This window comes from Streptomyces sp. NBC_01216 (assembly GCF_035994945.1).
Taxonomy (GTDB): Bacteria; Actinomycetota; Actinomycetes; order Streptomycetales; family Streptomycetaceae; genus Streptomyces.
Map to the genome: position 1 here is coordinate 3,529,129 of NZ_CP108677.1, position 12,035 is coordinate 3,541,163.

Genomic DNA, 12,035 nt, shown 5'->3' on the forward strand with positions numbered 1-12,035 from the left:
CAGGAGAACGGCCCGCCTCGATGAGGCGGGCCGTTCTCCTGTGTGGGCACCTGCCTCACAAGGGTCTGAGTGCGGGCTCTTTCTGCACGGCACCGAGAAGCCGGTCCAAGGCCATCTCGACGTCTTCCTTCCAGGAGAGCGTCGTGCGCAGCTCCAGCCTCAGCCGCGGATACGTCGGATGATGTCGCACGGTCTTGAAGCCCACCGCCAACAGATGATCCGCGGGCAGCACACAGGCCGGCTCCTTCCAACGGGCGTCACCGAATGCCTCGATCGCCTTGAACCCGCGTCGCAGCAGATCCTTGGCGACCGTCTGCACCATCGTCCGCCCGATCCCCTGCCCCTGATAAGCCGGCATGATCCAGGCGGTCATCAGCTGCACCGCGTCCGCGGAAACCGGACTCGTGGGAAAGGCGGTGGAGCGAGGGACATACGCCGCAGGCGCGTACAGCACGAAGCCGACGGGCACCTCGTCGACGTAGACGACCCTTCCGCAGGAACCCCACTCCAACAGAACGGCGGAGATCCACGCTTCCTTCTCCAGCTCGGGTCTCCCCGCGTTCACCGCAGCCTCCCCGCTCACCGGGTCAAGCTCCCAGAAGACACAGGAGCGACACCGGCGTGGAAGGTCCGGAAGGTTGTCCAGCGTGAGTGGTACGAGCCGACGCCCCACGGCTGTTCCTCTCTTCCCACTGCCTTCGCAGCACGGATTGCCTCACAGAATCGTATCGATGGGACGTTCGGGGCGATACCGCACCCAGGCAAAGGGACGGGCCGCGCCCCGGCTTCACCGGAACACGGCCCGCGGGAGACGGCCGAAGGGCTCAGCCGTCACCATCCTCCTCGGCATGCTCGGAACTCCCCTGGTCCATGACGCGCCCCTCCCCAGGGGCCAGTGTCGAAAGAATCCGCTCCAGATCGTCCATCGAGGCGAACTCGACGACGATCTTTCCCTTCTTCTGTCCCAGATCGACCTTCACCCGTGTCTCGAAGCGATCGGAGAGACGGGAAGCCAGCTCGGTCAGGGCGGGGGAGACACGCGCTCCGGCTCGCGGCCCCTTCGGCTTGACCGCCGCCGTCGGCTCCGAGCCCATCAGGGTCACGATCTCCTCGACCGCACGAACCGACAGCCCCTCGGCGACGATCCGGTACGCCAGCTTGTCCTGGGTCTCCGGGTCGTCCACGGAGAGCAGGGCCCGAGCGTGCCCCGCCGACAGCACACCAGCGGCAACGCGCCGCTGTACCGGGGGAGACAGGCGCAGCAGACGCAGGGTGTTGGAGACCTGAGGTCGCGAACGCCCGATACGGTCGGCCAGCTGGTCGTGCGTGCAGTTGAAGTCCTTCAGCAACTGGTCGTAGGCCGCGGCCTCTTCCAACGGGTTCAACTGCGCCCGGTGAAGGTTCTCCAGGAGCGCGTCCAGGAGGAGCTTCTCGTCGTCCGTGGCCCGGACGATCGCGGGGATGCGCTCCAGGCCGGCCTCACGGCAGGCCCTCCAGCGACGCTCGCCCATGATCAGTTCATAGCGCTCGACGCCGAGCTGCCGAACGACGACGGGCTGGAGCAGACCGACTTCCTTGATGGAGGTGACCAGCTCCGCGAGCGCGTCCTCGTCGAAGACTTCACGCGGCTGCCGTGGGTTGGGCGTGATGGAGTCCAACGGCAGCTCGGCGAAGTGCGCTCCGGCAGGAGACTCCGGTTCGACCTCCGCGGGGCTCTCCATCCGAGGGGCCACCGGGTCCGGGGACGGGGTGCTCTGGGGGAGGGTGGCCACCTTGGCGGCTGCCACCCCTCGATCGGAGGACAGCACCGAGGCTGCCCCGACCGAGGCTGAGCCCGTAACCGCTCCGACCGCCGGCACCTGCCGCTCCTGGGGAGCCGCAGGAATCAGCGCACCGAGCCCACGCCCCAATCCCCTACGTCGCTCGCTCACTGGATCCCCTCCGACATGTTGCTCTGGTTGCTCTGGTGGCCCACGTGGGCGTGCTGGGTGTCGTAGCGGATACCGACCCCGCGCAGGGCGATCTCACGGGCTGCCTCAAGATACGACAGCGCTCCACTGGAGCCGGGATCGTAGGTGAGGACGGTCTGCCCGTAGCTCGGTGCCTCCGAGATACGGACCGATCGCGGAATGCTGGTGCGCAGGACCTCTTCACCGAAGTGACTGCGCACCTCGTCCGCCACCTGTGAGGCGAGCCTGGTCCGGCCGTCGTACATCGTGAGCAGAATCGTCGAGACGTGGAGCGAGGGGTTGAGATGCCCCCTCACGAGCTCGACGTTCCGGAGGAGCTGGCCCAGTCCCTCCAGCGCGTAGTACTCGCACTGGATCGGGATCAGCACCTCGGCTCCCGCCACCATCGCGTTGACCGTGAGCAGACCCAGCGAGGGCGGGCAGTCGATCAGGATGTAGTCCAGAGGCTGCTCGTATGCCTGGATCGCGCGCTGAAGCCGGCTTTCCCGAGCCACCAGGGACACCAGCTCGATCTCCGCACCGGCGAGATCGATGGTGGCAGGGGCACAGAAAAGACCCTCCACGTCCTGGACGGGCTGGACCACGTCGGAGAGAGGCTTGCTTTCGACCAGCACGTCGTAGATCGAGGGGACCTCGGCATGGTGATCAACACCCAGGGCCGTCGAGGCATTGCCCTGCGGGTCGAGGTCGACGACCAGGACCCGGGCGCCGTGCAAGGCCAGGGAGGCGGCGAGGTTGACCGTGGTGGTCGTCTTCCCCACTCCGCCCTTCTGGTTGGCGACCACCATGACGCGTGTCTGGGGAGGCCGGGGGAGCCCCTCACCGGCTCGACCCAACGCCTCTACGGCGAGTTGGGCAGCACGACCAATGGGGGTGTCGTCCATCGGGGGCGGTGTTTCACGTGAAACATCCTCCCCCAGCGATTCGGTTCGGGGACCGGGGACCGGTTCGGTCATCGGTCCCGCGATGTTGGCGTCGGACCGCAAGGATTCACTCTCCTCGGCTTCAGGCTCGCGATGCAGAGAGCCTGCCATGCTTTCGGGGTCGTGAACCAGCGAGGCCCCTGGTTCTGTGGGTGAATACACCTCTGTGGACAATCCCGTCACCCGCGCGGGGGGCTTTGCGGGGGGTTTGCGGTCCCGGGGCGTGGCAGCCGCGCGACCGCGGCTGATGATCCCCTGCAGCAGTGAGCGACGTTTCACGTGAAACACGATGCACTCGCCGTTGATCCGGGACTGCTCGACACTCCGAAAAGGGTACGTATGACAACGGGTAAGGATCAGTAAGGCCGTATCGGCGTCTCAGCGACGGCGTCGCGTCCTGCTCGGACGTGCGGCCTTGGCCCGCTTGGCAGCGAACCTCACGCCACCCGGGCTCTCGCCGACCTCTACCCGGACGACTGTCGTCATGGGGTCCACGACTCCCTCGCCGACCTGGAGGACCGAGGTCTCCACCACACCGAGCTTGGCGAGCGCGGCACGGGCACCTTGGATCTCCTCCTCGGCCGTGTCGCCCTTGAGGGCGAGCATCTCCCCGTAGGGACGGAGCAGAGGCACGCCCCAGCCCGCGAGCCGGTCGAGCGGGGCCACGGCGCGGGCGGTGACGACATGTACCGGGGGGACCTTGCCCAGCATCTCCTCGGCACGCCCACGGACGACCGTCACATGGTCCAGCCCCAGCAGTTCCACGACCTCCTGCAGAAAATTGGTCCGCCGGAGCAGCGGTTCGAGGAGCGTGATCTTCAGGTCGGGCCGGACGAGGGCCAGGGGAATACCGGGAAGACCGGCACCCGAACCGACATCGCAGACCGAGACCCCCTCAGGGACCACCTCGGAGAGCACCGCACAGTTCAGCAGATGTCGCTCCCACAGACGGGGGACCTCACGGGGACCGATCAGCCCTCGCCTGACTCCCGCGTCCGCGAGGAGCTCCGCGTAGCGCACGGCCTCCGGGAAGTACTCACCGAATACCGCCCGTGCCTGCTCAGGCGCAGGGGGGAGCTCCGCTGCCTCCGTCACGGGAACCGTCCTTCCGTTTCGCACGCGTGCTGTCCGAACGCACTGTGGTGGCTGACTATCAGGCTGACAAAGATCGGCCCCGCCTGCGAGCAGACGGGGCCGACACTGCGAGGGGGCTCAGACAGGGAGGACGACGACGAAGCGCTGCGGCTCCTCGCCTTCGGACTCACTGCGCAGACCCGCGGCGGCGACCGCGTCGTGCACGACCTTGCGCTCGAACGGCGTCATCGGGTCCAGCTTCACCGGGGCGCCGGTCGACTTGGCCTCGGACGCCGCCTTGGCACCGATCTCGGCGAGCTCGGCACGCTTCTTGGCACGGAACCCACTGATGTCGAGCATCAGCCGGCTACGATCGCCGGTCTCCCGGTGCACGGCCAGCCGGGTCAGCTCCTGGAGCGCCTCCAGCACCTCGCCGTCGCGGCCCACGAGCTTCTGGAGGTCCCGGCTGCTCGCGTCGCTGACGATCGAGACCGCGGCCCGGTCCGCCTCGACGTCCATGTCGATGTCACCGTCGAGGTCCGCGATGTCGAGCAGACCCTCGAGGTAGTCGGCCGCGATCTCACCCTCCTGTTCCAGGCGGGTGAGGGTGTCGCCACCCTCTGCGGCGGCGGTGGTGGTGCCTTCCGTCACGGATCGACTCCTTCTACTTCTTGGAAGACGGGTGCTTGGGCCGCTGCTGGCCCTTGCGCTGACCGGACTTGGCCTGGCGGGAGGGCCCGGAGTTCGCACGGCTGGGCCGTACGGACTGGTCGCCCGAAGCCTCGTTCGCCGTGTCCTCGGCGTCCTGGGGCTTCTTCTCCAGCGAGGTGGTGGGCTCAGCCGAAGCGTCGTCGGGCTCCTCGCCCTTGTCCTCGGCGCCCTTCGGCATACCGGGGTGGGCGGCGGCCTGGCGCTTCGCCTTGGTCTGGCGCTTGGGCTGCTGACGCTTGGCCGCGCCGGCGCCCTCGGCCTCGGAGGCGGCCGTGTCGCTCTTGATCACGGTGCCGTCCGCCTGGGCGGCGAACCCGGCCTTGGCGAGGCCGGTGAAGAAGCGGCGCTCGTTCTCGTTGCGGTCGCCGCCCTTGGCGACGATGACCTTCACGATGGTCTTCCGGCGACGGCCGCGCACCTCACCGTGCGAGGTGACGCTCTTCAGCAGTCGCTGCAGGTAGGCGTCCTGCGCCTTGCTGCCCGGGGTCGGGTTCTGGTTGATCACGTACATCTGCTGGCCCATGGTCCACACGTTCGTGGTCAGCCAGTAGACGAGCACACCGACGGGGAAGTTGATGCCCATGACGGCGAAGATCAGCGGGAAGATGTACATCAGCATCTTCTGCTGCTGCATGTACGGCGTCTTCACCGAGAGGTCGACGTTCTTCATCATCAGCTGGCGCTGGGTGAAGAACTGCGAGGCCGACATCATGATGATCATGACCGCGGTGACGACGCGGACCGCGGTCACCGAAGCGTCCAGAGCGGCGACCTCGGCGGCGGTGTCGGTGAACTTCGAGGCCAGCGGGGCGCCGAAGATGTGCGCCTGACGGGCGCTCTCCAGCAGGGGCTGGTCGATGACACCGATCGTCTTGCCCTCGGCGATGTGGGAGAGCACGGCGTACAGCGCGAAGAAGAACGGCGACTGCGCCAGGATGGGAAGGCACGAGGAGAGCGGGTTGGTTCCCGTCTCCTTGTACAGCTTCATCATCTCTTCGGACTGACGCTGCTTGTCGCTCTTGTAGCGCTCCTGGATCGCCTTCATCTTCGGCTGGAGCGCCTGCATGTTCCGGGTCGACTTGATCTGCTTGACGAACAGCGGGATCAGACAGATCCGGATCAGCACCACCAGGGACACGATCGACAGGCCCCAGGCCCAGCCCGTGTCAGGCCCGAAGATCGCCCCGTACAGCTCGTGGAACCGGACGATCACCCATGAGACAGGTGTGGTGATGAAGCTGAAAAAATTGGCAATCGTGTCCACTAATCAGGCTCCTTGAGCATTGGGCGAGGTCTCTGCGGCCGGGCTCGTCTCGGCGGTGGACCCGCCCGTGTCGCCGCGCAGTGCGTTCCGCAGCATTTCGTGCCAGCGAGGACGCTTGCGTGCGGGGACATGGTCCACGCCGCCGGGCGACCACGGGTTGCACCGCAGGATGCGCCAGGCGGTCAGGGCTGTGCCCTTGATCGCGCCATGCCGGTCGATGGCCGTGAATCCATAGTGGGAACACGACGGGTAGTACCGGCAGACGGGCCCGAGGAGCGGGCTGATCGTCCACTGGTACAGCTTGATGAGAGCCAGCAGCGGGTACTTCATCGCGCGCCCCCTCCCAGGAGCCGCTGGAGAGCGGCGTCCAGGTCTCGGGCCAGCTGAGCGTGATCGGCGTCACCGGCTCCGGGCAACGCCCGTACGACCACCAGGCTACCGGGGGGCAGCTCGGACAGCCGATCGCGGACGAGGTGGCGGAGCCGACGCTTCACCTGGGTGCGTACGACCGCTCCGCCTACGGCCTTGCTCACGACGAAACCCGCACGCGTCGGGGAAGCGCTCTCCCCAGGCGCGTGCGGGTCCGTTGCACCGCTGCGTAGGTGGACGACGAGGAGTGGGCGACCGGCCCGGCGCCCTCGGCGTACCGCGGTTGCGAAGTCCTCGCGCCGCCTCAGCCGATTCTCGGTAGGCAGCACGTCATGACCTGTTGAAGCGGATCAGGCGGACAGGCTCGAACGACCCTTGGCGCGGCGGTTCGCCAGGATGGCGCGGCCGGCGCGCGTGCGCATCCGCAGGCGGAAGCCGTGGGTCTTGGCGCGACGACGGTTGTTCGGCTGGAAGGTGCGCTTGCTCACTCGGGGGCTCCAGAAATGATTCGTGTGGTGGCGGGACATCGCCTGGCTGTCACCGTGCGCCCACGAGTAGCTCGCAATACGCCCGAGTGCACCGCTTCACGATCACTGACCGTGATCATTGCCCATCGGAGGCAGGCGGCAGCAGCCATCGACAACTCGACCTGGTCACGGTACGCGCGGCTACGCCATCCGGTCAAACCGACCTGTCACCGGGGTCCATTGTGCACAGGCTGTGGACAACGACTTGAACCGCGTCAGCCGCCACGACTACCGTGGCTGGACTCCTGAATCTTTTTCCCTTCTGTCCTTACCTGTCCTCACGGACTTCGACCTACCGTCCCGAGAACCACACATTCGTGGGACCTGCGAGAAAGCGTGCCCTGTGGCTGACGTACCTGCCGATCTTGCCGCAGTGTGGCCACGCGTGCTGGAGCAGCTCCTCGGAGAAGGCCAGCAGGGCATCGAGCCCAAGGACAAGCAGTGGATCGAGCGCTGCCAGCCCCTCGCCCTGGTGGCCGACACCGCGCTCCTGGCCGTCCCCAACGAATGGGGCAAGCGGGTGCTCGAGGGGCGGCTGGCCCCGCTGATCAGCGAGACCCTGAGCCATGAATGCGGTCGTCCGATCCGCATCGCGATCACCGTGGACGACTCGGCGGGCGAGCCCAGCCCGCCCGCCCCGCCGGTCCAGCAGCCACAGCACTACGACGAACGCCCCCCGGTCGACTCGTACGAGGGGTACGGCCACCGGCCGATGCAGGAGGACGGGCTGCCCACCGCGCGCCCGGCGTATCCGGACTACCAGCAGCAGCGCCCCGACCCGGGCGCCTGGCCGCGTGCCCAGGAGGACGTCTCCTGGCAGCAGCAGCGGCTCGGCGGCTTCCAGGAGCGGGACCCGTATGCCGGACCCCGCCCGCAGCAGCCCCAGCCGCCGCGCTACGACGAACGACCGTCGGCCTACCAGCAGCCACAGCGCCCGGAGCGCGGTGTGCCCGATCCGCAGGGTCCGGGGGCCGGCCAGAACGCTCGTCCCGGCGCCGGCCCGGGACGTCCGGTCGGTGCCGGACACGGCCAGGGCTCCGGCGCACCCGGTGAACAGCACGCCCGGCTGAACCCCAAGTACCTCTTCGACACCTTCGTGATCGGTTCGTCGAACCGGTTCGCGCACGCCGCCGCCGTCGCCGTGGCCGAGGCACCGGCGAAGGCGTACAACCCCCTCTTCATCTACGGGGAGTCGGGTCTCGGCAAGACCCACCTGCTGCACGCCATCGGGCACTACGCGCGCAGCCTCTATCCCGGCACCCGGGTGCGGTACGTGAGCTCCGAGGAGTTCACCAACGAGTTCATCAACTCGATCCGTGACGGCAAGGGCGACACCTTCCGCAAGCGCTACCGCGACGTGGACATCCTGCTCGTCGACGACATCCAGTTCCTCGCGAGCAAGGAGTCGACGCAGGAGGAGTTCTTCCACACCTTCAACACGCTCCACAACGCGAACAAGCAGATCGTGCTCTCCTCGGACCGGCCGCCCAAGCAGCTGGTGACACTGGAGGACCGGCTGCGCAACCGCTTCGAGTGGGGTCTGACCACCGATGTGCAGCCGCCTGAGCTGGAGACGCGGATCGCGATCCTCCGCAAGAAGGCGGTGCAGGAGCAGCTGAACGCGCCGCCGGAGGTGCTGGAGTTCATCGCCTCCCGGATCTCCCGCAACATCAGGGAGCTGGAGGGCGCGCTGATCCGGGTCACGGCCTTCGCCAGCCTCAACCGGCAGCCGGTGGACCTGGGGCTGACCGAGATCGTCCTGAAGGACCTGATCCCGGGCGGCGAGGACTCGGCACCGGAGATCACCGCCGGCGCCATCATGGCGGCGACGGCGGACTACTTCGGGCTGACGGTGGAAGACCTCTGCGGATCCTCGCGCAGCCGGGTCCTGGTGACGGCGCGCCAGATCGCGATGTACCTCTGCCGGGAGCTCACGGACCTGTCGCTGCCGAAGATCGGTGCGCAGTTCGGCGGCCGGGACCACACCACGGTGATGCACGCGGACCGGAAGATCCGCGCGCTGATGGCCGAACGGCGGTCCATCTACAACCAGGTCACCGAGCTCACCAACCGCATCAAGAACGGCTGACGCGGAGCTCGCGCAGGGCCCCGAAGGGCGCCCGGGACATATTCCCGGGCGCCCTTCGCGTTGCCCAGGTCCTCCGTCCCGGCGTCCCCGGAGCCCGTGCGCCCGCCGTCCCGGAGCTCCTCGCCCGCCTCTCGGGGCCCCGCCCACGCTCCGGGGGGAGGCCGAGCACCGACCCTTCCGGGGGTCCGGGGGCTCCGCCGACGGCTCCCGGAGCTCCTCTGGCGCCCTTCCGCGGACGCCTGGCGAGGCCGGTCGTCCCTCGGCGCACGGTGGGGCGTGTTCGAATCCGGTCCGCCGCTGGTGTGTTCTCCACAGATTGGGGGATGATCTTCCGTCCACAGGGTGGGGACTGCGAGGTTATCCGGATGATGTCCACAGGGTGGTGGGCTTGGGCACGATCACCCCAGGTCAAGGGGATGTGGATTTGTTGGCAACTCGCATCCACAGCCTGTGGACGAATCTTTCGTCCACAGGCGCCCGTCTCGGTTGTCCACCGGCGACCCACAGGTGACCGTCGGTTGCCCACAGCTTCTCCACACCGCTGTCCACTGTTCGGCAACGGAACACCCGCGCTCACTGTGTCGAGTGAAAGCGGTCACACCGAGGGCGACGATTGGCCTGTGGGGAACCTGGGTAAAGCTGGGGACGGCGCTGGGGAGAACTCCCCGTGGCCTGTGTACCGGGTGTGCAGAACTTTCGGGCGTCCACAGAACGCCCCGGTTGTCCACCGGTCCCACCCACAGGCGCGGTGGACAAAAAACCGACTCTGACCTGCACAGACGGGGTTATCCACCGTTTCCACAGGCCCTACTACTACTCCCACATAGAGTTAGCCCGGAATTCGCTTCGAAGTGGGTGCTGTGCACAACTCGAGCCCGGACCCCCGGCTGCCTCTTGTCGTGACTTGACCCCGAGCCGCACCGAGTGTCGGCGGCGTGCGTCAGACTGGTTCCCGCAGTCGACGAAGAGCCAGCAACAGCAGGAGGCGGTTCCGGTGAAGATCCGGGTGGAGCGCGATGTACTCGCGGAGGCGGTGGCCTGGGTGGCCCGCAGCCTTCCGGCCCGTCCGCCGGCGCCCGTGCTCGCGGGCCTTCTGCTGAAGGCCGAGGACGGCGCGCTGAGCTTCTCGAGCTTCGACTACGAGGTCTCGGCCCGGGTCTCCGTCGACGCGGAGGTCGAGGAGGACGGCACCGTCCTCGTCTCCGGCCGCCTGCTCGCCGACATCTGCCGCGCTCTCCCCAACCGTCCGGTGGAGATCTCCACGGACGGTGTACGGGCGACCGTGGTCTGCGGCTCCTCCCGCTTCACCCTCCACACCCTGCCGGTGGAGGAGTACCCGGCGTTGCCGGAGATGCCCACCGCCACCGGCACCGTCCCCGGCGAGGTATTCGCCTCCGCCGCCGCCCAGGTCGCGATCGCGGCCGGCCGCGACGACACGCTGCCCGTCCTGACCGGTGTGCGCATCGAGATCGAGGGCGACACGGTCACCCTGGCCTCCACCGACCGCTACCGCTTCGCGGTCCGCGAGTTCCTGTGGAAGCCGGAATCCCCGGACGCCTCCGCGGTCGCGCTGGTGCCCGCGAAGACCCTGCTGGACACCGCGAAGGCTCTCACCAGCGGCGACACCGTCACCCTGGCGCTCTCGGGCTCCGGCAAGGGCGAGGGCCTGATCGGCTTCGAGGGCGCGGGCCGCCGCACCACCACCCGCCTGCTCGAAGGCGACCTGCCGAAGTACCGCACGCTCTTCCCCACCGAGTTCAACTCGGTCGCGGTGATCGAGACAGCCCCCTTCGTCGAGGCGGTCAAGCGTGTGGCGCTGGTGGCCGAGCGCAACACCCCGGTCCGCCTGAGCTTCGAGCAGGGCGTCCTCATCCTGGAGGCCGGGTCCAGCGACGACGCACAGGCTGTGGAGCGAGTCGACGCGGTGCTGGAGGGCGACGACATCTCGATCGCCTTCAACCCGACCTTCCTGCTGGACGGCCTGAGCGCGATCGACTCCCCGGTCGCCCAGCTCTCCTTCACGACCTCCACCAAGCCCGCGCTGCTGAGCGGCAAGCCGGCCCTGGACGCCGAGGCGGACGAGGCATACAAGTACCTGATCATGCCGGTGCGTCTGTCAGGCTGACACCCGTCGACTGAGCGGCTGACCCCACAGGTGTGCACCCGTGTCCGGGCGTAGGCTCGGACACGGGTACGAACCGCACACGACGCTTAAGGAATCTCTGATGGAGCTCGGTCTCGTCGGTCTCGGCAAGATGGGCGGCAACATGCGCGAGCGCATCCGCCGCGCAGGCCACACCGTCATCGGATACGACCGCAACCCGGACCTCGCGGATGTCCACAGCCTGGAAGAGCTTGTGGGCAAGCTCAAGGGTCCGCGCGTCGTGTGGGTCATGGTTCCGGCCGGTGCCGCGACCCAGTCCACCATCGACGAGCTGGCCGACCTGCTCTCCCCCGGCGACATCGTCGTGGACGGCGGGAACTCCCGCTGGACCGACGACGAGAAGCACGCCGGGGAACTGGCCGCCAAGGGCATCGGCTTCGTCGACTGCGGAGTCTCCGGCGGTGTGTGGGGGCTGGAGAACGGCTACGCGCTGATGTACGGCGGCGACGCCGAGCATGTCGCGAGGGTCCAGCCGGTCTTCGACGCGCTCAAGCCCGCGGGCGACTTCGGCGCGGTCCACGCCGGCAAGGTGGGTGCGGGCCACTTCGCCAAGATGGTCCACAACGGCATCGAGTACGCCATGATGCAGGCGTACGCCGAGGGCTGGGAGCTGCTGGAGAAGGTCGACTCGGTCACCGACGTCCGCGAGGTCTTCCGCTCCTGGCAGGAGGGCACGGTCATCCGCTCGTGGCTGCTCGACCTGGCGGTCAACGCCCTGGACGAGGACGAGCACCTGGACCGGCTCCGCGGTTTCGCGCAGGACTCCGGCGAAGGCCGCTGGACGGTGGAGGCCGCCATCGACAACGCCGTGCCGCTGCCCGCGATCACCGCGTCGCTGTTCGCCCGTTTCGCGTCCCGTCAGGACGACTCCCCGCAGATGAAGATGATCGCCGCGCTGCGCAACCAGTTCGGCGGCCACGCGGTCGAGTCCAAGAAGTAGTCCA

General features: G+C 68.0%; 12 protein-coding genes. 3 read left to right on the top strand and 9 right to left on the bottom strand.

Translation table 11 applies throughout. The features are described 5' to 3' along the window. Positions 1–55: 55 nt before the first annotated feature. The 9 genes from OG393_RS15470 to rpmH all read right to left on the bottom strand — a co-directional run bounded on the left by OG393_RS15470 (position 56) and on the right by rpmH (position 6,799). Positions 56–673 carry a GNAT family N-acetyltransferase gene (locus OG393_RS15470; protein ID WP_327375237.1) on the bottom strand — a complete coding sequence of 206 codons (618 nt, stop codon included), beginning with the start codon at positions 671–673 and terminating at the stop codon, positions 56–58. A gap of 151 nt (positions 674–824) precedes the next feature. Next, positions 825–1,931: a ParB/RepB/Spo0J family partition protein gene (locus OG393_RS15475; RefSeq protein ID WP_327375238.1), complete on the bottom strand. Its 1,107-nt coding sequence runs from the start codon at positions 1,929–1,931 to the stop codon at positions 825–827. After that, positions 1,928–3,004, bottom strand: coding sequence for an AAA family ATPase (locus OG393_RS15480; RefSeq protein ID WP_327375239.1), 1,077 nt, complete (start codon positions 3,002–3,004; stop codon positions 1,928–1,930). Before OG393_RS15480 ends, OG393_RS15475 begins: the two co-directional genes overlap by 4 nt. A gap of 267 nt (positions 3,005–3,271) precedes the next feature. Continuing rightward, positions 3,272–3,988 carry a 16S rRNA (guanine(527)-N(7))-methyltransferase RsmG gene (gene rsmG, locus OG393_RS15485; protein ID WP_327375240.1) on the bottom strand — a complete coding sequence of 239 codons (717 nt, stop codon included), beginning with the start codon at positions 3,986–3,988 and terminating at the stop codon, positions 3,272–3,274. 117 nt (positions 3,989–4,105) lie between these two features. Continuing rightward, on the bottom strand, positions 4,106–4,618 hold the full coding sequence (locus OG393_RS15490; protein WP_327375241.1) for a Jag family protein: 513 nt from the start codon (positions 4,616–4,618) through the stop codon (positions 4,106–4,108). Between the two features lie 13 nt (positions 4,619–4,631). Then, the gene (yidC, locus tag OG393_RS15495; RefSeq protein WP_327375242.1) at positions 4,632–5,942 is read right to left on the bottom strand and encodes a membrane protein insertase YidC; all 1,311 of its coding nucleotides are present in this window, start codon (positions 5,940–5,942) and stop codon (positions 4,632–4,634) included. 3 nt (positions 5,943–5,945) lie between these two features. After that, positions 5,946–6,272: a membrane protein insertion efficiency factor YidD gene (gene yidD / locus OG393_RS15500; RefSeq protein WP_147978793.1), complete on the bottom strand. Its 327-nt coding sequence runs from the start codon at positions 6,270–6,272 to the stop codon at positions 5,946–5,948. Further along, positions 6,269–6,640 carry a ribonuclease P protein component gene (rnpA, locus tag OG393_RS15505; protein WP_327375243.1) on the bottom strand — a complete coding sequence of 124 codons (372 nt, stop codon included), beginning with the start codon at positions 6,638–6,640 and terminating at the stop codon, positions 6,269–6,271. Before rnpA ends, yidD begins: the two co-directional genes overlap by 4 nt. A gap of 21 nt (positions 6,641–6,661) precedes the next feature. Next, positions 6,662–6,799, bottom strand: coding sequence for a 50S ribosomal protein L34 (gene rpmH, locus OG393_RS15510; protein WP_018489831.1), 138 nt, complete (start codon positions 6,797–6,799; stop codon positions 6,662–6,664). Between the two features lie 382 nt (positions 6,800–7,181). Here rpmH and dnaA point away from each other — a divergent pair, with 382 nt between their 5' ends. From dnaA to gnd, 3 genes are all read left to right on the top strand, one after another. Further along, the gene (gene dnaA, locus OG393_RS15515; protein ID WP_327375244.1) at positions 7,182–8,927 is read left to right on the top strand and encodes a chromosomal replication initiator protein DnaA; all 1,746 of its coding nucleotides are present in this window, start codon (positions 7,182–7,184) and stop codon (positions 8,925–8,927) included. A gap of 994 nt (positions 8,928–9,921) precedes the next feature. After that, complete coding sequence (gene dnaN / locus OG393_RS15520; RefSeq protein WP_327375245.1) at positions 9,922–11,052, top strand: DNA polymerase III subunit beta; 1,131 nt, start codon at positions 9,922–9,924, stop codon at positions 11,050–11,052. Positions 11,053–11,152: 100 nt separating this feature from the next. Beyond that, positions 11,153–12,031 (top strand): phosphogluconate dehydrogenase (NAD(+)-dependent, decarboxylating), encoded by an 879-nt coding sequence (gene gnd, locus OG393_RS15525; protein ID WP_327375246.1) that lies wholly within the window; start codon positions 11,153–11,155, stop codon positions 12,029–12,031. The last annotated feature ends 4 nt before the right edge of the window (positions 12,032–12,035 follow it).

Bases quoted from the DNA above. Each gene is read 5' to 3' on its own strand.
- gnd (WP_327375246.1), top strand. From the start codon at position 11,153: ATGGAGCTCGGTCTCGTCGGTCTCGGCAAGATGGGCGGCAACATGCGC.
- yidD (WP_147978793.1), bottom strand. From the start codon at position 6,272: ATGAAGTACCCGCTGCTGGCTCTCATCAAGCTGTACCAGTGGACGATC.
- OG393_RS15480 (WP_327375239.1), bottom strand. From the start codon at position 3,004: ATGGCAGGCTCTCTGCATCGCGAGCCTGAAGCCGAGGAGAGTGAATCC.